Here is a 20,919-nt window from a genome sequence, read left to right as displayed (position 1 = left end):
AGTGAGGTAAATGTGTAAGTAGAGTGTATAGTCATGCTTTAGAATAATAAAACGCAATATTTTGACTGGTTTAATCAAAAAAATTGATTAGAGAGGGTTTTTATGAAATTTGAATTATTAACGACATTTTTAGAAGTAAGTCGTACTTTACATTTTAGGGTTGCTTCTGAAAATCTTTTTATTACTCAGTCCGCGGTTAGTGCAAGAATAAAGTTATTAGAAGATGACTTGGGTGTTTTGCTGTTTGATCGCAGTCATAAACATTTAAAATTAACCACTGAAGGACACAGATTAATAAAGCATGCCAATGAAATTCTTTTCATGTGGCAAAAAACCAAGCACGATGTTGGCGTAGCAGAGCATGATTCCCAACAACTTGCTATTGGTTCAATGAACTCTATCTGGGATATTGTTTTACAAGGTTGGCTGCAAAAAATTCATCGTAACTTGGACTCAGTGAGCTTATTTACCAGTACATACTCACCAATGGAATTAAGAAAAAATGTTATTAACCGCACGGTCGATATTGCCTTTTTATTTGAGCCACCATTTATCGAAGATTTAGTGACAGAAAAAGTAGCCACGGTGCCACTGCATCTAGTGACAACGGATCCTGAACACATTGAAGGAATGAATGTAGATAATTACATTATGGTGGATTATGGCGAGTCGGTTAATACCCTGCATATGCGTGAATCTCAAGATGGGGCACCGGCTAAACACTTTATGAGCCAACCACGCATTGCCTTAAATTATATTTTACAAGCGGGTGGCAGTGCACACTTGCCTAGGCAAATGACTTTTGAGCAAGTAGAAGCGAATAATTTGTTCGTGGTAGAAAGTGCACCGGTTTATCATCGAGAAATATTTGCTGTTTATTTAGCGAAAAGTCAAAAAACCGAAATTATTAAACAAGCCATAGGGTTATTTCCGCATTTACCTGTTTAGAAAAATAAAGCATTTTATAAATCGTTAAACTTGTAGTTATCTTTGGTATTTTTATAGTCATTAATCAGCTGGTTTTAAGCTAAAACAAACATTAAGTGCGACAGTTCAAGGACGGTTTTTATCATTGTGAATGAATATAATTAAACTGTTTTGTATGAAAAAAGCAGATATCCCGCGAAGCGCTTGCGATTTTGGATAGTAAGGCATACTCTTCAAAGTAATTAAAAATTAATGCAGATTCAGGCTTGATTTTTATCTTTATAGGTATAATACCAAGTTGATTAATTAACGGCTCATTTTAATGGTTAAAATTAATAATGACGGCGTTATAAAATTGATAAGTAGCATAACTACTGACTGACTGACTAACTTTATGCCTTGTCATTATCCTTTTTCCCTTATGAAAAAGTAGATCACTTAATTAATCAAATCGATATAAAAGAGTTTTTCAATATTTATGACAAAACCAAAGCTTCCAGAAGATGAACAAGCGCGAAATGAAACGCTTAAGTTACTTAATATCCTGGATACCCAACAGGATGAAAGGTTTGATCGACTAACTCGCATGGCACAAAAAATGTTTAACGTGCCAATTGCAGTGGTGAGCTTGGTCGATGAAGAGCGGATATGGTTTAAGTCTTGTGTTGGCTTGCCAGTTCGAGAGGCTGAACGAGATATTTCTTTTTGTGGTCATGCCATTTTGGGGCGTGAAGTTTTCATCGTTCCTAATACCTTGGAAGATGAGCGCTTTTACGATAACCCTTGGGTTATCGGTGAGCCAAAAATTCGCTTTTATGCCGGTTGTCCTTTGCAAGCACCAAATGGCAGTATGCTAGGAACACTTTGCATTATCGACAGTAAATCAAGACAATTTGACGAAAACGATATACAAGCATTGAGCGATCTTGCTGCGACAGTAGAGCTTGAAATATCAGCATTGCAAATGGCAACTGTGGACGAGCTGACAAATATTTCTAATCGTCGTGGTTTTCTGATGTTAGCGGAACAAATTATCAATAGTGCTATTCGTTATAAAACGTCTGAAACTTTACTATTCTTCGATTTAGATAAATTCAAGAGTATTAACGACAATTATGGTCATGCAGAAGGCGACAGTGCTTTAATTACATTTGCTAATACGCTGAAAAGTACTTGCCGCGATTCTGATGTTTTTGCCCGTTTAGGTGGGGATGAATTCGCCGTCTTACTAACAAATACAACAAGGTTAATTGCAGAAGAGTTTGTTCAACGCTTTAAAGGCTCTTTAGATCAATTAAATAGCGCTGAAAATCGTGAGTACGACATAACATTTTCACATGGTATTGTAACGTTCGACCCAGAAAAACATGCCACAATCGAGGAACTGCTTGAAGCTGGTGATGCTTTGATGTTTAAGGAGAAGCATAACTAATATTGCAATGCCAACCTCTGATTGTCCTTTTATTATTTAATGATGAGTCATGCTATTTAGTATTTTCTAACGACCCATATTTAATCCAATGAGTTTATATCAACAGTTCAGTAATCAACAAACAGTCTGATTTTTGGTGAGAAATTACGATTTTTATAATCGGTCGCCGATGCTTAGCATGCGCCATCACTAACACTCTTTAATATCATTTGAATTAGGCAAGTGATCAATTCCCTTGGTATAAGTATTCCATTAGATATATTCATCGACAGTGCTTTGGATATGTTAAGATCGTATTAAATCAGTCCTAGAGTTTGGTAGATACAGCCAAGCGGATTAACATTGTAAAGCACGGTAAAACGGAGTAACAGTTTTATGGCCATCACAAAAAAAAATCCCCCCCACGATCGAAATAAGAGCAAGGCTATTTCCTGTGATCCCGACCAATGTATTCAGGTGCGGGGTGCACGCGTTCATAACTTGAAAAATATTGACGTTGACTTACCGCGTAATGCACTGGTGGTTTTTACTGGCATTTCTGGCTCTGGAAAGTCGTCGCTGGCTTTTGGCACCTTGTTTGCGGAATCACAACGTCGTTATCTCGATTCAGTGTCGCCCTATGCGCGACGTTTGATTGACCAAGTTGATGAACCGGACGTCGATGTCATCGAGGGACTGCCGCCGGCGGTCGCTCTACAACAACAGCGGGGCACGCCGTCGGTGCGATCATCTGTCGGTAGTGTTACCACGATTTCTAATGCACTGCGTATGCTCTACTCCCGGGCAGGGAAATATCCGCGTGGCCAGAAAATATTGTATGCAGATGCGTTCTCACCCAACACACCGGAAGGAGCGTGTGCCCGTTGCCATGGTATTGGCCGTGTTTTTGAAGTGACGGAAAAGCTGCTCGTTCCCGACGATACCAAGACGATTCGAGAACGCGCCATTGCTGCGTGGCCACCGGCGTGGCAAGGTAAAAATCTGAGCCGCATATTGGTTACCCTCGGCTACGACATTGATAAACCGTGGAAGTTGTTACCGAAAAAAATACGTGATTGGATCCTGTTTACTGAGGAAACGCCTGTTGTCCCCGTTTATCCAGAATACAATTTTGCCCAAATTAACGCGGCGATCGAAAGCGGTGAAGAACCTCATTACATGGGGAAGTTCACTAGTGCTAAAAGCTTCATTTTACAATCATTTGCTACCACACAAAGCCAGCGCACTAAAAAACGTGTTGCCCAGTTTATGCAAATTTCTGAGTGTCCAGATTGCCATGGCAAGAAACTTAAAGCTGCATCGTTATCGGTGAAGTTTGCTGGCCTCGATATTGGTGAATTGTCGCAGTTGACGCTAACCGAACTGACTCGATTGTTGGGAGATGCAGCTAATGTAAATCCGGCAGACAGTGAACTACATCCAGAAAAATCCATTGTTGCTCAGCGAATTACCCGCGATATTTTATCCCGTGTTGAAGCACTCACGCGACTAGGTTTGGGGGGCCTGTCACTCGAACGCAGTACGCCAACCTTGTCGCCAGGTGAGCTGCAACGTTTGCGCTTGGCAACCCAAATTCGATCGAAACTGTTCGGCGTTGTCTATGTGCTTGATGAACCGTCGGCAGGTTTACATCCTGCTGATACTCAAGCATTGTTAGGTGCGTTGGATGAACTGATACTCGCAGGCAATTCTTTATTCGTCGTTGAACATGACGTCAGTGTTATTTGCCATGCCGACTGGATTGTGGACGTTGGGCCAGAAGCGGGAACCCATGGCGGCGAAGTTATTTACAGTGGTCCATTTGACGGTTTGAGAGATATTAGTCACTCACACACCAGTCGCTACCTTTTTACCCCTGATGATGCAGCGAAACACACACCGCGGCAGCCGACAGATTGGTTGAAGTTGGCGGGTATAGAGCGAAACAACCTTCAAGGGCTCAATGTTGATTTTCCGCTAAGCGTCATGACGACGGTTACGGGTGTGTCAGGTTCGGGCAAGTCAAGCCTGGTAAGCCAAGCACTGGTTGAACTTATTTATGATGCGCTGGGACAGAAAAGTATTGTTGAAGCGCCCAATGGTGAGGCCGAACTGCTGGAACAGGAGCTTGAAACGATAACGGGCGGACAGATTATTGATGGTATGCAGCATATACGAAGACTGGTAACAGTTGACCAGAAAGCGATTGGTCGGACGCCACGCTCAAACCTTGCCACTTACACTAGCCTGTTTGATCACGTGCGCAAGTTGTTTGCCTCGACCCGAAAATCGAAAGCCCGCCGGTATGATGTCGGACGTTTTTCGTTCAATGTGGTTAAGGGGCGCTGCTCGAATTGTGAAGGGGTTGGTTTTGTTAGGGTAGAGCTGCTGTTTCTTCCCAGCGTCTATTCACCTTGTCCGATTTGCCGTGGTCAGAGATATAATGATAAGACGTTAGAAATCACCTATCGGGAGAAAAATATCGCTGAAGTGCTTGATTTGACCGTCGAAGCTGCGTACGAATTTTTTACCGATGAAACGCCAGTGTTACGGGCATTAGATGCATTGCTTCAAGTTGGATTAGGCTATTTACGACTCGGACAACCGGCAACTGAATTATCAGGGGGCGAAGCGCAGCGGATCAAGCTTGCCACCGAATTACAGCGCACGCAACGCGGTGATACGCTTTACGTGCTTGATGAACCAACAAATGGCTTACATCCGGCAGATGTGTCGATGTTGATGGCGCAATTAAATGGACTCGTTGACGCCGGAAACACTGTCATCATGGTCGAACATGATATGCAGGTTGCCAAGAGTAGCGACTGGGTTATCGATATTGGCCCCGGTGCTGGTGATGAAGGTGGCTTGATTGTTGCCCAAGGTCCACCGATGAAAGTCGCTAAGTCGAAGACCAGTCGAACCGCGCCTTTCATGTTGTCGAAGTGCGCGAGGTAATTAGGCTATTTGAAAATAGAAAAGAATAGCTGTTACGGCACTCAAAGTGAAGAGGAAGTCAGCGCTGTGAATTACTGATTTTCACTGCAATACCCGATACAGTTTAGTATAAGCCAGTATAAATGATGACTGTCTTTAAAGTAAAAAACACCGATAAATCGGTGTTTTTTGTCTGTTTTTCTCACGACTATTTTTAATAGCTATAAGTAACTTACGCTAACGTTAAGCGGCTTTAAAACAGTAAACAGCAAGTTTGTTACCGTCTAAATCACGAGTGTAAGCTGCATAGGCGTGAGGAGCCCAATCGCGAGTACCCGGTGCGCCTTCATCAGGACAACCAGCCGCTAAAGCTGCTGCGTGAAAGGCATCGATAGCCGCACGGTTAGGCGCTTCAAAGCTAACCATAGTGCCATTTCCTACAGTTGCAGGCTGGCCGTTGGCAGGTTTTAGTACAAAGAATGAAGGTGCGTCTACGCCCCAGATTGAACCGTTTTCATCTAAATCGGCAATTCGCTTAAGACCAATGGTGCTTAAAACGTTATCGTAGAAGGCGCGGGCTTTGTTTAAGTCATTAGTGCCAAGTGTTGTATGTGTATATATGCTCATAGTGTATTCCTTAGAAAAATTAATAAAATTATTTAGGTGCAAACATTTTGTCTGCGGTGCGGTGTGCGGTATAAACGGCTTCACCATCACTTTCAGCATCAAAGATAACGGTAACGTTAGGGGTGAACAGTATTACGTCACCTACTTCTGCTACATATTTGTTGCCTTGTAAGTCGCGCATCACAATCTTGCCTTTCGTGATGACTTTGTATTCGACAAATTCATAAACAAATTCGAACTCAACGCCAGGTTGCATGGCAAAGAAACCTACGGTTAAGCCATTTGAATTATCGGTGACAGTAACTTCTGCCATCTGGCTTTTCAGATTATTAACTTCAAGTAAGCCCGCTAGGTCGTTTAACTTAAACGTACCCGCTTTAAACAGTTGAATACTCGGCTTTTGAGCTAGTTTAGTTGCGATATTTTCATTTACAGACTGAGTCATTTTTTTATTCCTAATATGGTGTACTGAAAAATCAGTATCTATACCCGTACTACTTGCTAAAAGCTGCATCTTGAAGTGGCAGCGGGTACATAAATCGTATGTTTAATTTTAATAGTAATTAATACTATAGAGCCGATGCATTGCTGCTATCTGACTCATGGCGGCTACTTTACATTGTTTATGAGAAATGATAACCACCATAAAAATCAAATGACTTTTACTTATAGGTAATAATGTTAAAAGCATAGAAAGTCAGGATTTTATCAGGTTAATACCAATCTGCATAAGCATTAAATCAGATTAATCCAGTCACGATTACATAACGACATTACTCTTTTTACGTCACTTCTGAAGATATTCCAAGCATTGCTGCATTCATCAACTATATTTTCATAGCCATTAAAGCATCTATTGGCTAGGCAATTTTGTCTTAGCCATTGCCATACCTGCTCAATTGGATTTAACTCTGGGGAATAAGGAGGTAACTTGATCATGACTAGATTTTTTAAATCTTCAAATGTGTCTTCTGTATGCCAACCAGCTCCATCCATTACTACAACAGCATATCTACCTTCGGGTGTGGCTCGTGATATTTGTTTTAAATGCTTTTTCATTACGTCTTTGTTCATCACGGGTGAGATCAATGCCTCTGTAGCGCCCGTCGAAGGACAAACAGCCCCGAACATGTATGCATATTCGAACTGTTGTTGTCTTACTGCTCTAGGTCTACTGCCCGTTTTCGCCCATAACCTTGTTGTTGTATTTTGCTGGCCAAAGCGTGCTTCATCTTGAAACCAAACATCAACTTTATCTAAGCTAATATTAAAGGGGATGTTAAGGATCGTTTCCATCTGGAAGCTTTTTAAAAACGTCTTGGACGCTTTGTGATTGCTTAGGGTGTTTAGAGCGACTTGTTATCCATGAATACCCTAGTTTTTTCAGTATTTTATATACATGATCTCGATGATAATCTATGTCGAATTCTTCCTTAATAAAGGTACAAAAATCTTGTCCCATAAGTCGACCTCCCTCCGTTGAGCAACTCTGATTTTCAACGTATTGAGCAAGTTGGCTTAGTTGCTTTGGAGAAAGCATAGAAGGTCTTCCTTTCGGGCTAACACTATCAAGGCCCGACAAGCCCTTCGTCAAATAAGCAGTGACCCAACGATTAACACTTGAACGAGCGACTTTTAATGTCGTTGAAATATCCGTTCTGCTGAGACCATCTAAAAAGTATGAAACAGCAAGCAAACGCATACGCTTTCGCCCATCTTTTTCCTTTCTTGATAATTTGAGTAAATCTACTGAGGTGAGTTGTTCCAAAGCGTGGTGTCTGCATCCAAAATAAAAACACATTAGATCACATCTTTGTGCAGATTGGTATAACAGGTTAAATTATGGCAAGAAATAAAATGGGACAGTGGCTGATTTGCCTAGCAGATGGGTTAAAGTATGAGTAAAGTGAGGTACGCTTTTAAGCATTAACGCCGCGGTAATCAAATTACCACGGCGTTGTTTAGAGACTGCTTCAGATTAAGCTAATGTTTAGGGGATTTTAAACTAACCTTAATGTAACTTCATTTTTGGACGCACGACGCGCAGTATTTTTTCGCTGATCCACAAAGCAATGGTTTTAGCACTGCCGTGAATAGCGCGCTGATGCATGCGATATAATGAAAGATACATAAAGCGAGCAATTTTACCTTCAATAAAAAAGCTATTGCTGGTCAGGTTGCCCATTAAATTCCCCACGGTGCCATAGCGCGACAGGTTAACTAGTGAGCCATGGTCGTTATATTCAAAGGCACAAAGAGGGTGGTTTTTTAACGTCGCAAGCAAGTTTTTTTCAATACATTGCGCCATTTGATGCGCCGATTGCGCGCGCGGCGGTACTTGTTTTCCATCTGGTTGGGTAAAGGCGCAGCAATCACCTAAAACAAAAATATTGTCATCAACCGTGCTTTGTAAAAATTGATTTACTTGTATATGATTACTGCGAGTGAGCTCAAAAATACCTAAGTCTTTGATAAAGTCAGGTGCTTTTATACCCGCAGCCCATAACATAATATCCGCATTAATCATTTCGTCTTTTTGGGTAATAAAGCCTTGCTCGGTAGCCTCTTTTACTTGTGTATGTTCACGTACATTAACGCCTAATTTTAATAGCTCGCGTTTTGCACTGGTCGCAATGCGTTCAGGTAAGGCGGGTAAAATACGGGGGCCGGCTTCAATTAAATGAATATGTAAACGCTTAGATGACATATTCGTTAAGCCGTATAACTTTAACAACTCAGAGACATGATAGAGCTCAGCTGAAAGCTCTACACCCGTGGCACCGCCGCCAACAATAGCAATATTGAGCGATTGTTGTTGATTATCGTCTTGGTGAAGGCGAGTAAAGCTGTCTAGTAATGAGTGCTGAAAACGCTCAGCTTGTTGATTTGAATCTAAAAAGTAGCAGTGCTCTTTTATACCTGGGGTATTAAAGTCGTTACTTACGCTGCCTACAGCAATAACCAGATGATCATAAGTTATACTGCGCTCGGGTAAAATAGTGTGGCCTAACTCGTCATAAAGTGGCGCGAGGGTAATGGTTTTATTACTTTGGTTAATATTACAAAATGTACCCAGTTGAAAACGGTAATGATGCTTAGCAGAATGAGCAGAGTAGACAACACCATCTAAATCGGGGTCAATAGATCCGGTCGCTACTTCGTGCAGTAACGGTTTCCAAATATGGGTGCGATTTTTATCAATCAGTAGAATATCGGCATGCTTTTTTTTACCGAGCTTGTGGCCTAATTGGGTAGCTAGCTCTAATCCGCCAGCACCACCGCCAATGATAATAATTTTTGGTGTGGTAATACTCATAATGTTGTCCTAAAAATAATAATTTCAAAAAACCTATAGTCTATAACTTATTCATGAGAAAACGGCCTGAAAGCCAAATTGGCTAACAGACCGTTGTCATTATAATGTAAGATCAACTGGATCTAGAATTATAAATTACGCCGCTTTAAAGCAATAAACAGCAAGTTTGTTACCGTCTAAATCACGTGTGTAAGCTGCATAGGCGTGAGGAGCCCAATCGCGAGTACCCGGTGCGCCTTCATCAGGACAACCAGCCGCTAAAGCTGCTGCGTGAAAGGCGTCGATAGCCGCACGGTTAGGCGCTTCAAAGCTAACGGTAACACCGTTACCAACACTTGCTGGTTGGCCATTCGCTGGCTTAAGTACAAAGAATGAAGGTGCGTCTACGCCCCAGATTGAACCGTTTTCATCTAAATCGGCAATACGTTTAAGGCCAAGTGTGCTTAAAACGTTATCATAGAAGGCGCGAGCCTTGTTTAAATCGTTAGTGCCAACTGTTACATGAGTAAATACGCTCATTTTATTTCTCCGTTTATAAAAGTAAAAGTGAATTATTTTCTGATCGAATATAGCGCATAGATTTTCTTTAAATGGCTACGGTTCGTTTCGATGGAGGTATGATATATCTTTTCTTACAAGTTATAATCCCATCAAATGTAAAATCACTTTTACTGTACTGTAATAGTTGTATGTATGGTTAGCTAGGGCGGTAGTATTTGGCTGTTCATCCGCAGATAGACGTGGATAAGCCTTAGCTAATGGATACAAACGTGGCGGAGCTAAGTTGCCGATTGTGGTGTCCACACGTAAAGTTACAGGTGAATATGTTTGACTATTTATAGTAATAGTCTATCGCTAAACTGCTTTAAAATTATCTCGTCTTGATGTTCTTGATGTTCTTGATGTTCTTGATGTTACAGATGAAGCTGTGCCTTGAAAATGACTGACTCAGTTAATTGTGCTGTCACGAAATAAATAACATCAAAGCAGCTGCTCAGCCAAGTAATCTACCAGTAATCTAATTCTCGGTGATAAATGACGATTTTGTGGATAAACCGCCCATATGCCTTCATCAGGAGCACGGTAATTGTCTAATAAAGACACCAAGTCGCCACTTTTCAAATATTGCTGAACGTAATAATCGGGTAATTGTACTATACCTAAGCCTTTTAAAGCCGCATCGGTTAAACAATGGCCATTGTTATAGCGTAGCCGTCCTTTTACACGGACACTTCTTTCTTTGCCTAATTCGCTAAAGTGCCAATAATCAGGTGTGCCTAATAAACAGCTGTGTTTACTTAACTCTGATATCGAGTGGGGTATGCCATGAGTGTCGAGATAACGAGGAGAAGCGCAAAGGTAGTTGCTGCGTGTGCCTAATTTTTTTGCCATCATTGACGAGTCACTTAACTTGCCCAGACGGATAGCTAAATCATAACCATCTTCTGATAAGTCGATCTGTCGGTTGCTTAAATAAGCCGACACTTCAACATCGCTATGGCGCTTTATGAAGTTATTCACCAAGGGCAATATGCGCTGCTCGCCATAGGTTACCGGAGCGGTTAATTTAATTTTACCTTGCGGCTTGGACTGTAAATTAGTTATGGCTCGCTCAGCAGCATCTAAGCCATCGAGCACACTACGACAATGTTGATAAAAAACCCGTCCTTCTTCCGTTAACGAAACTTTGCGCGTAGTACGATAAAATAATTTGATATTAAGCCGCTTTTCTAAAGCACTGATTTGGCGGCTAACTTGCGCGGTCGATATCTCCATTTTCTTTGAAGCCAAGGTAAAGCTTTCATTCTCGGCGACATAAACAAATTCGCTAATACCTTCCCATTGCATGATTATTACCTATATGTACAAGTGATTTTACAAATTAGCATATTATCATCTTCTAGGAAATAAATATAATAGCCGCATCAAAACAAATTACCGTGATTTACTTAAGCAAAGGTGAACTCTACTTAAGACATAAGCAGAAGTAAAACTAATCTGTATTGAGTAAGCGTTTAATGATAAGTGAGTCTACCTATTTAGGATCACATGTTTATTGTTGTTGGCTAAACAGAAACACCTACATTACGTTAAAGGAATTACTCATGCCTTAGCGTCAATATTCATAGATGGATGTAAGTTATTCGCGAAATAAAGGTGTTGAAGTTAGTACGCCTAAGAATAAACGATTATTTATTACAATTGGTAGTAAGTATAAGCAAAGTTAAATAATTTAAACGTATTGCTATTGCAGTACATGAAATTTAAGAGGACGTAGCAATGAGTTGGATATTTCTTTTGTTAGGGGTTATTGCTGAGGCAATGTCTCATGTAGCCTTAAAAGCAACCGATGGTTTTACGAAGCCAGGTGCCAGTGCGCTAGTATTATTGGGGCACTTAGCGGCTTTTATGTTTTTAGGGCAAGCAATGAAAGGGATGCCCATTGGTATTGTGCATGCGTTATGGGCAGGGTTAGCGATTATCACGGTGACATTATTATCTACCGTTATTTACCGTCAGCATCTAGACTTAACGACATGGTTTGGCATGGCATTCGTCGCTATTGGCATTGCAATGATTAGTCTTTCTCAAGGTCATAGTCATTAAAACCATCTAATTTGTTTACCCGTTAGTTACTAAGCGTGTAAATAAGCGTAAGTAAGTGTTATAGGTAATAATATTGCTTTATTGTTACCTATTAGTAAAGGTGAATTACATGTTAGGTGTATTATCATCATTAAGTAAGAAGAGTAGACTGGCTTCATAGTCGAAGTTAGTCTTTGTGCGAAACTATTAAAATATCAACAATTAAAAAGTGAGAATAATTATGACAGATAAATTTATTAAATCTAAAGCCGCTATTGCTTGGGGTCCTAAGCAACCGTTATCTATCGAAGAAGTCGATGTAATGTTACCGCGCAAAGGCGAAGTGTTAGTTAAAGTGATTGCCTCGGGCGTATGTCATACTGATGCTTTTACGTTATCAGGTGATGATCCAGAAGGTATTTTCCCGGTAATTTTAGGCCACGAAGGTGGTGGTATTGTTGAGCAAATTGGTGAAGGTGTTACCAGTGTTCAAGTTGGCGACCATGTTATTCCTTTATACACGCCAGAGTGTGGTGAATGTAAATTCTGTTTATCGGGTAAAACTAACCTGTGTCAAAAAATTCGTGAAACCCAAGGTAAAGGCTTAATGCCTGATGGCACTACACGCTTTTACAAAGATGGCCAGCCAATCTTCCATTATATGGGTTGTTCAACGTTCTCTGAATACACAGTATTACCAGAAATTTCGTTAGCGAAAGTTAATAAAGATGCGCCTTTAGAAGAAGTTTGTTTGCTTGGTTGTGGTGTTACTACCGGCATGGGCGCAGTAATGAATACAGCGAAAGTTGAAGAGGGCGCAACCGTAGCCATCTTTGGTCTTGGCGGTATTGGTTTGTCAGCGGTCATTGGCGCAACAATGGCAAAAGCAGGCCGTATTATTGCCATTGATATTAACGAAAGTAAATTTGAGTTAGCGAGAAAGTTAGGCGCTACGGATTGTATTAATCCGAAAGATTATGACAAACCTATTCAAGACGTGATTGTTGAGCTCACCGATGGCGGCGTTGATTACTCGTTTGAATGTGTCGGTAACGTGAACTTAATGCGCTCTGCGTTAGAATGTTGTCATAAAGGTTGGGGCGAATCAGTAGTGATTGGTGTTGCCGGTGCAGGTCAAGAAATTTCAACTCGTCCGTTCCAACTTGTGACAGGGCGTGTATGGAGAGGTTCAGCATTTGGCGGTGTTAAAGGTCGTACTGAATTACCTGATTATGTCGAACGTTATTTAGCAGGTGAATTTAAATTAAGTGACTTTATTACCCATACCATGGCACTTGAAGACATTAATGAATCGTTTGATTTGATGCACAAAGGCGAAAGTATCCGCACGGTTATCCATTTCGACAAATAAACGTTATTTTGATCAATAAGATGCGTTGAGTTCAATAAGAACAAGCTCTCTTAAGAGAGCTTGTTCTATCATTTTGAGGTTTTACCATGACAATAGAAAATATCAGTGTAAACAAAAGCTTTGGTGGTTGGCAGAAGCAATATAGTCATCAATCGAAAACATTAAATTGCGCGATGCGCTTTGCTATTTACTTGCCTCCGCAAATCTCTAATGGCGAAAAAGTACCGGTGTTGTATTGGCTTTCGGGCTTAACCTGTACCGATGAAAACTTTATGCAAAAAGCCGGTGCACAGCGCATAGCTGCCGAGTTAGGTATCGCGATTGTGGCGCCAGATACTAGCCCACGTGGTGAAGGTGTTGCCAATGATGAAGGTTATGATTTGGGGATGGGCGCGGGCTTTTATGTTAATGCAACCCAAGCACCTTGGAATCGTCATTACCAGATGTACGACTACGTAGTTAATGAGTTACCTGCCATTATTGAAGCCTCATTTCCGGTATCCAATGAACGTGCTATTAGTGGCCATTCAATGGGCGGACACGGCGCATTAACTATTGCCATGTTAAACCCTGAACGTTATAGCTCAATGTCGGCGTTTAGTCCGATTTGTAATCCCGTAAAAGCGCCTTGGGGCAAAAAAGCTTTTACCGCTTACTTAGGTAAAGATAAAGCAACTTGGCGCAACCATGATGCCAGTGAATTGATGCGCAAAGCCAGTCAGTTTATTCCCGCTAAAGTTGATCAAGGTGGCGCGGATGATTTCCTTGCTGAGCAGCTAAAGCCTGAAGCTTTAGAAGCGGCAGCAAAAGTTAATGGTTACCCGTTAGAATTGGCTATTCACGATGGCTATGATCACAGTTACTATTTTATCTCATCATTTATTGAAGAACATTTGCGCTTCCATGCTCAGCACTTAAATAAATAACGTTAGATTCAACTGTATTAGACTCAACTGTATTAGATTGATTTATTTTAAAGGAAAACCTTCTTGTCCGATTTATTCCAAACTCGTTTGCAACACCTCAAATCACCAAGTGGCTTAGCATTTTTAAGCCAAATTCAACGGGGAATTGAAAAAGAAGGCCTAAGAGTTACATCAAAAGCTACGATAGCACAAACCGGCCACCCAGAGGCTCTTGGGTCCACGCTAACGCACAATAGCATTACTACAGATTACTCTGAAGCTTTGTTGGAATTTATCACTCCTGTGTTTCAGCAAGTTGATGACACTATCGACTACTTGAGTGATTTGCATCATTTTACCTTGCGCCACATGCCGGATGAATACCTTTGGCCTGCCAGTATGCCATGCCGACTGGTAGGAGAAGCGAGTATACCCATTGCCCAATATGGTAGTTCTAACATCGGTCAAATGAAGCATGTTTATCGCCAAGGCTTAGCGTATCGCTATGGTCGGACAATGCAATCGATAGCGGGCATACATTATAACTTTTCAATGCCTGATGATTTTTGGCCTTATTGCCAGCAAGTTTGGGGAGAACAAGGTGATATACAAGCCTTTACATCGCAGCGCTATTTTGACTTGATCCGTAATTTTCGCCGGCATTCTTGGTTATTAGTCTATTTATTTGGCGCCTCGCCGACTTTAGATAATAGCTTTATGGCGGATGAAAAGACCGATAAGTTAGATAAATTCAGCAAAAACACTCTTGGCTTACCGTTTGCTACTTCGCTTCGAATGAGTGATCTAGGCTACCAAAGCGAAGCGCAAGCAAACTTAAATATTAGCTATATCAATCTAGACCATTATGTCGACGATGTTACCAAGGCCATCGCGCAGGGTTACTCTGATTATGAAAAAATTGGTATTAATGTAAACGGCAGCTATCGTCAGATTAATAGCAATGTGCTGCAAATTGAAAATGAATATTATAGCGAAATTCGCCCTAAGCGTGTGACACAGTCGGGCGAAAAACCGATAGTTGCGCTTAAAGAACGGGGCGTTGAATACATTGAAGTACGTATTCTCGATATTAATCCGTTTTTGCCGGTGGGTATTGATGCCCAACAGATCCGATTTCTTGATGTGTTTTTGTTGTATTGTCTTTTGTCTGAAAGTGCTGAATTGAGCGCTGAGGAATCTGAAGAAATTAAAGCGAACCAGCAACGTGTCGTGCGAGAAGGGCGAAATCCTAAGTTAATGCTTACACAAAACGGCCAACCTGTTGCATTTAAAAAGGCCGCGAACGCGTTACTGACAGAGCTTCAGCCAATAGCTGATTTACTCGATAATGCACATTTTGAGCAGTCTAATGATGCCATAAGCGATAAAAACTCAATGCACAGCCAAGCACTGATCGAGCAATTGGCTAAGATAGAGAATAGCGAACTAACACCGTCAGCTATTATGATGGTCTCTGGTGATAACGGCGATGAATTTATCGATTCGATGCTTGCACAAGCAAAGCAACATCAAGCTTATTTCAGTAAACGTGGCCTAGCTAGCGCGATGGAAGCACAGTTGAAGCGTGAGACGATTAAGTCAATAAAACAGCAGCAATTACTTGAAGCAAGTGATGATATTTCATTCGAGCAATTTATTGCTCGGCAAAGTGCCTGATAGCCCCCTGAACTAACAACGACGGGTACTCTTTCGTTGTTGTTCATCATACTATTCTGCTTAATGGATTGATTGCTCAGTAAACACTGAGCCGTTTGATCTACACCTAATAAACATAATATTAAGTCGAGGCAATAATGATTGTTCGAGATAAACCTAATGCGTTTAAACTGTTGTTTATTTTACGTGGCTCAGTTGTGACACTTATATTTGGGCAAATCGCCTTTTTTACCCTGTTAGGTACTGCGGTTGCTGCTGCACAATACTACTATCCTGTTATATTTCCAACTTTTACCTTATCACCATTAGCGCTATTAGGTGTGGCCTTATCGTTATTTCTGGGTTTTAGAAACAATGCCAGTTATGAGCGCTGGTGGGAAGCACGCAAGCAATGGGGGCAACTGGTCATTGACGCGCGCAGTTTATCCCGTCAAGTGACGTCTTATGTAGATGAAAGTGCCAAAGGTGGTGCTGAATTACAGCAACGGATGATTTATCTGACGATCGCTTTTAGCCATGCCTTAAGACATCAATTACGACAATCAGATCCATGGAGTGATATTGAGAAATATCTTAATCCTGAAGATATAGCAGCGCTGCGTAAATCACAGAATTTACCTGACGCACTGTTACGCTTAATGGGGAAAAAGCTCGGTACTTGTCGACATAAAAATTTATTATCTGACTTTTTAATCCAATCTATCGACGATAATATTACTTCAATGGCTACTGTGCAAGCGGGCTGTGAGCGCATTCAAAGTACGCCGCTGCCGTTTGCTTATATGCTATTGGTGCAACGTACCGCCTACCTTTATTGTTTAATATTGCCGTTTGGTATTGTTGGCTCAATGGGGCTGATCACACCGTTATTTTGCGCCATAATCGCCTACACATTTTTTGGTTTAGATGCGTTAAGTGAAGAACTCGAAGAGCCCTTTGGCCTTTCCGCTAACGACTTGCCGTTGAGTGCAATATCTCGTGGTATTGAAATTAATTTGTTAGAGATTTTAGGTGTAATAGAGTTACCAGCGGCTATTCAACCGGTAAAAAATCGGCTTATTTAACAGATTTTTGCTTGATAATTTGGCTTATAAAACACTATTGAAGGAGTAAAAAATGAAAGCAAAATTTCACCTATTTCGATTGATGAGCGTAATAGCAATTTTATCGACGTTATTTGCGCCATTTTTATTATTTATCATGACAGGTAGTGACAACTTATTTGATCACTATAACCATAATATTTGGTCAAGTTACCAATAGCTACCTAGGTTACAGCGATTTAGGGGCTTTATTTTTAGGCCCTTTTATGCATCCTAAAGCTTACCATGAAGATGTTAATGGCAAGATACCTGTATGATTAAACTTTGAGTAATATCAATTTAATTAATCAATTTGGTATAACTAGCACTAGGGGTTTTTACCTAGCTTGAGTGAGGGGAACACCCGATTAACCTTTGTTGAAAAAGTGGGCACTGTGGAGAGGTGAATTACTTTCTTACCCATAAAGCGGCCATGAACGTTTGAATATTTTCTCGTTTATAGCGGCAAAAAATATAAAGGTTATTAAGATGAAAACTACACTACTCTCTAGCGCTATTGCGTTTGCACTTGCTACACCTTTCACCGTTTTACCCACCGACGCTTATGCTGCTGCAATTACAGACAGTGCGAAAGCAAATAAAATCTTAAATTTTGATGTTGTTGGCGTGCCAACACTTAATCAGCTACAAGATACAGCGTTTACTCATTTAATGGCATTGAGCACAACACAAACTCAAGCCATTAACCAGTTTAAAGCGTTAAACCCCAATGCACAGGTTTCAGTGAACGATATGACTGGAACAATCGATGCTATGACGGGGATGGCCATTAAAACTTCAGGTAACTCTGCAGAAAATATGGCGCGCAATTTTATTGCCGACCATCAAGATATTTTTGAAGGTTTGAGTAATGACCAATTACAATTTAATGCTAACCGCTTAAAACCCGCTTTAGGTGGTCAAGTTGTTCGTTTCGACCAAGTGTTTAATGGCATTAAAGTAGAAGGTAATGGTGTCGGTGTTGTTATCGATGCAGATAATAATGTTCGTGGTGTTATGGGGCCGTATCAAAAAGCCTTTAATGTTGCTAGTCAGCCTGAACTTTCTGCAGAAGCTGCGGTATTAGCGGCAAGCCAAAATTTATTACAATTTCAAAAAGATATTCCTGCGGCGGCATTAGATGTATTAACACCCGCATTTGAAACTATTGCCACTAAATTAGGCGTATTTAAAACACCTATGCCTGAGTTACGTTTTGTACAAACAGGTGAAGGCCATAGTTTAGTTTGGCAGTTCTATTACTATTCAACTAACCCATTTGGTGTTTTTAAATATATGGTTGATGCGCAATCTGGCGACGTTCTTTACCGTGAAGATCAGGTCCGTACCGCTGAAGGTGATGAACCTACCGATCAATATGCCGATTATTTCCCAACCTTTCCACCAATCACTGCTGAATTACAAGACAATTGTGAAATCATAGATGAAGACGGCGGCTTAACCGGTAAACCACAAGACTTACTGCGCATTAAATTAAGAAAATTTGATGATAGCAACCGCGTAACTGGTGTTGAAGGTGTCTTGACAGGTAAACATGCCCTTATTGGCAGTGCCTTACCAACGAGCTCACCGTTTGCTCAAGCCGCGCTAGGTACTTATTATTTTGATCGTGATGAAGCGTCAGTATATGGCCGCGTAGATGAAAAAGACCATACCACAGGCTCAAAAGTACATTTTGATGGTATCAGCCAGTTTATTTATATTACTAACTTATTAGAGTATTTGGATTACTTACACAAAGATGGTGATGCAGTTCATGCGCGCGGTTTTGGTAGTGGTAGTTTCCCGGATCAATATCCAAATGAGTCAACACCATTAGTGGGTGTTGTACATATTCCTAATGTATTAGACGCACCACAAGACCCTAGCGACCCTGAATTTCTAAACGACTTGTTAAACTTAGATAATGCCTTTGCTATTCCTCTTTCACAAGACGTTGCTGGACAAGAAGTGGTAGTTAACCCAACGTTTTATGGTCACGGTAATCTTTTTAATAACTTAGCAATAGACTTTAGTGTTCCAATTCATGAAGGTACACATGCGACTATTACGCCAATTGCTGGTTTTGAAGGTAGTCCAGAAGGCGGAGCATTAAACGAAGGTCAAGCGGATTTATGGGCTTATACAATCGGTGAAACGCCAGATTTAGGAACCTATCCAGTTAATGCTTGTAAATTAAGAGATGTATTACGTGAAGGTAATGTTGACCCAGACTCTTTTGAGTATATTCGTAGTGGTCAAAGTCAATTGCGTTATTCTCAATTAGGGACTCGTGGTAACACCTTTGAAGTACACAGAGACGGTGAGATTTATGCCGGCGCAATGTGGGATTTACGTGAATTGATGGTAGAAATGTACCCAGCTAAAGATTTTGTGCGTCCTGATCCTGTAACAGGTGACGCAACGCAAGCAGCTAGCTTAGGTAAAGAAACATGGGAGCGTATTTTCTTAGGTTCAATGTATGTCTTAGGTGTTAGTGCGCCAGATACCTTTGTTAAAGCCCGTGATGCAGTGTTAATTGCTGACGCTATGTTATACCCAGCAAATTCGGTTGATGCGAATTCTCTTGGTAGACACCATGCCCTAATTGAACGTGTGTATGCTGCTCGTGAATTAGGTAAAAATGCCCAAGCTCCACTTGGCGGCGTGCAAATGATTTCAACCGCCGTAAGTGAATTTACTGCCGGTCAAGCAGCCCCTGCAACACCACAAAATATTGTTGCTGATATTGTGAATCAAGACAGCATTAATGTGACGTGGGATAGTGTTGATAATGTCATTGGTTATCAGGTATTAAAACGTAAAGGAGGCAGCCCAGCGCGTTTATTTGCCGGTGTTCCTGGTCGTGAATATATCGATGGTGATTTAAGTTCAAATGGTTATACCCATGTTGAGTTTGTTACTGAACCAAGTTACTTAGATAAAGGCCAAGGCTTTGGTCGTGGCGCGGGTCAAGGTATTGAAGCTTTTGATTACCAATATGTTGTTCGAGCTATTAAAACGAACGCTTCAGGACAAGTTGGTTTTTCTGACTTATCAGGTACGGCAAAAACTAAACTGAAAGCGAAAAATGTGACTAAGGATGTTCAAGCAAGGATCAGTAATGTGACTTTTTCGCTTAGCGAATTTGCTTTTGATAATACCTTAACTAACAATGGCGCGAAGACACTATTTGGACCTATCAACTTTGATATTGTGTCAATTAGTAGTCCTAACGTTACGGTTAACAACGCTGATAATGCCGGCAGTGGTCAACGTGGTGATAGAGCACGTTTCATTTACAATGATGCGGTAGCACCAGGTATGGACTCAAGTGCGCGTAATTTAAGCTTTGCTAATCCTTTAGCTGAAATGTTTACTTTTAAAGCAAAAGTATTCGCTAAGATAGAAGGGCAATCACGTGCCGCGAATGGCAGCCAAGTGTCAAATGATACCTCTGAAGCTGCAGAACGCGAGGTGGTTTACCATGCCATTTCTGAACATAAAGGTTTAGTCGCAATCGGTACAACTGATGTATTAGTTGCTGATGGCGTTGACTATGTTGATGTTAACTTCACCGCATTAAACAGTGCGACAAGTGCCGTAGCGACCTTAAGCGCAGATACTGATGTAGGTGGTGCTTATCCAGACCTTGATTTCTCTATGTTGGACAGCGAAGGTAATGTATTAGCGACCTCTGGTAACTTAGGCGCATCAGAGCAAGTAGGCAGCACCGTTGTTGGTGGTGAAACTTACACTTTACGTGTCAAAGGTTATGCAAATGGCCCAACACAATTTACCATTGTACTTGACCAAATGGTAACTGATGCTGCTGATGCAGGCACTGATACAAGTTCAGATAGTTCGCTTGAAGACAGTGGTGTTGAGCTGGTTGAGTTTATGGTTAATCCAGTGAATGGTACTATTATTAAGCTTTAAGTTATAAGCTTTTAGCCTTAAGTTATGAACCAAAGGCTTCACTTTTAGAAACCAGTAATAGCCCACTAATGTAGTTAGTGGGCTATTTTTTTGTATTTAAATAGTGATTGCCGAGGATAAACTCAACAAGTTTTATATTG

Annotated in this window: 16 protein-coding genes; 10 read left to right on the top strand and 6 right to left on the bottom strand. The window is 41.0% G+C overall.

The features are described from left to right. Positions 1-102: 102 nt before the first annotated feature. The 3 genes from B5D82_RS19005 to B5D82_RS18995 all read left to right on the top strand — a co-directional run bounded on the left by B5D82_RS19005 (position 103) and on the right by B5D82_RS18995 (position 5,296). Positions 103-948, top strand: a complete 846-nt coding sequence (locus B5D82_RS19005) for a LysR family transcriptional regulator (protein ID WP_081153954.1) — start codon at positions 103-105, stop codon at positions 946-948. A 457-nt stretch (positions 949-1,405) separates the two neighbouring features. Continuing rightward, the gene (locus tag B5D82_RS19000; protein ID WP_081153952.1) at positions 1,406-2,359 is read left to right on the top strand and encodes a sensor domain-containing diguanylate cyclase; all 954 of its coding nucleotides are present in this window, start codon (positions 1,406-1,408) and stop codon (positions 2,357-2,359) included. Between the two features lie 375 nt (positions 2,360-2,734). After that, positions 2,735-5,296, top strand: coding sequence for an excinuclease ABC subunit UvrA (locus B5D82_RS18995; RefSeq protein WP_081153950.1), 2,562 nt, complete (start codon positions 2,735-2,737; stop codon positions 5,294-5,296). Between the two features lie 222 nt (positions 5,297-5,518). On the opposite strand, the gene B5D82_RS18990 is transcribed toward B5D82_RS18995, so the two are convergent. The 6 genes from B5D82_RS18990 to B5D82_RS18965 all read right to left on the bottom strand — a co-directional run bounded on the left by B5D82_RS18990 (position 5,519) and on the right by B5D82_RS18965 (position 11,066). After that, positions 5,519-5,902, bottom strand: a complete 384-nt coding sequence (locus B5D82_RS18990; protein ID WP_081153948.1) for a VOC family protein — start codon at positions 5,900-5,902, stop codon at positions 5,519-5,521. A gap of 28 nt (positions 5,903-5,930) precedes the next feature. Next, positions 5,931-6,347: a cupin domain-containing protein gene (locus tag B5D82_RS18985; RefSeq protein ID WP_081153946.1), complete on the bottom strand. Its 417-nt coding sequence runs from the start codon at positions 6,345-6,347 to the stop codon at positions 5,931-5,933. A gap of 290 nt (positions 6,348-6,637) precedes the next feature. Further along, positions 6,638-7,604, bottom strand: a protein-coding gene (locus B5D82_RS18980) for an IS630 family transposase (protein WP_425429896.1) whose coding sequence is annotated in 2 segments (ribosomal slippage) — positions 6,638-7,198 and positions 7,200-7,604 — 966 coding nt in all. Because the reading frame shifts where the segments join, the coding sequence is not laid out codon by codon here. A gap of 309 nt (positions 7,605-7,913) precedes the next feature. Then, a complete protein-coding gene (locus B5D82_RS18975; RefSeq protein ID WP_081153944.1) occupies positions 7,914-9,218 on the bottom strand; it encodes an NAD(P)/FAD-dependent oxidoreductase in 1,305 nt (434 codons plus the stop codon). 135 nt (positions 9,219-9,353) lie between these two features. Then, positions 9,354-9,737 carry a VOC family protein gene (locus B5D82_RS18970; RefSeq protein ID WP_081153942.1) on the bottom strand — a complete coding sequence of 128 codons (384 nt, stop codon included), beginning with the start codon at positions 9,735-9,737 and terminating at the stop codon, positions 9,354-9,356. 462 nt (positions 9,738-10,199) lie between these two features. Beyond that, a complete protein-coding gene (locus B5D82_RS18965; protein WP_081153940.1) occupies positions 10,200-11,066 on the bottom strand; it encodes a LysR substrate-binding domain-containing protein in 867 nt (288 codons plus the stop codon). A gap of 432 nt (positions 11,067-11,498) precedes the next feature. On the opposite strand from B5D82_RS18965, the gene B5D82_RS18960 reads away from it, so the two are divergent. The 7 genes from B5D82_RS18960 to B5D82_RS18935 all read left to right on the top strand — a co-directional run bounded on the left by B5D82_RS18960 (position 11,499) and on the right by B5D82_RS18935 (position 20,779). Beyond that, positions 11,499-11,825 carry a DMT family transporter gene (locus B5D82_RS18960; RefSeq protein ID WP_081153938.1) on the top strand — a complete coding sequence of 109 codons (327 nt, stop codon included), beginning with the start codon at positions 11,499-11,501 and terminating at the stop codon, positions 11,823-11,825. A 220-nt stretch (positions 11,826-12,045) separates the two neighbouring features. Then, positions 12,046-13,176, top strand: a complete 1,131-nt coding sequence (locus B5D82_RS18955) for an S-(hydroxymethyl)glutathione dehydrogenase/class III alcohol dehydrogenase (protein WP_081153936.1) — start codon at positions 12,046-12,048, stop codon at positions 13,174-13,176. A gap of 86 nt (positions 13,177-13,262) precedes the next feature. Continuing rightward, on the top strand, positions 13,263-14,102 hold the full coding sequence (fghA, locus tag B5D82_RS18950; RefSeq protein WP_081153934.1) for an S-formylglutathione hydrolase: 840 nt from the start codon (positions 13,263-13,265) through the stop codon (positions 14,100-14,102). Between the two features lie 63 nt (positions 14,103-14,165). Then, positions 14,166-15,758 carry a glutamate--cysteine ligase gene (gene gshA, locus B5D82_RS18945; RefSeq protein WP_081153932.1) on the top strand — a complete coding sequence of 531 codons (1,593 nt, stop codon included), beginning with the start codon at positions 14,166-14,168 and terminating at the stop codon, positions 15,756-15,758. Between the two features lie 137 nt (positions 15,759-15,895). Then, positions 15,896-16,822, top strand: coding sequence for a bestrophin family protein (locus tag B5D82_RS18940; protein WP_081153930.1), 927 nt, complete (start codon positions 15,896-15,898; stop codon positions 16,820-16,822). A gap of 52 nt (positions 16,823-16,874) precedes the next feature. Beyond that, a complete protein-coding gene (locus B5D82_RS19965) occupies positions 16,875-17,021 on the top strand; it encodes a hypothetical protein (protein ID WP_157673937.1) in 147 nt (48 codons plus the stop codon). Positions 17,022-17,329: 308 nt separating this feature from the next. Beyond that, positions 17,330-20,779: a M36 family metallopeptidase gene (locus tag B5D82_RS18935; RefSeq protein ID WP_081153928.1), complete on the top strand. Its 3,450-nt coding sequence runs from the start codon at positions 17,330-17,332 to the stop codon at positions 20,777-20,779. The last annotated feature ends 140 nt before the right edge of the window (positions 20,780-20,919 follow it).

Source organism: Cognaticolwellia beringensis, from assembly GCF_002076895.1.
Lineage (GTDB): Bacteria > Pseudomonadota > Gammaproteobacteria > Enterobacterales > Alteromonadaceae > Cognaticolwellia > Cognaticolwellia beringensis.
The sequence above is the reverse complement of the archived record's forward strand: the minus strand, read 5'-3'. Positions and strand labels throughout refer to the sequence as shown.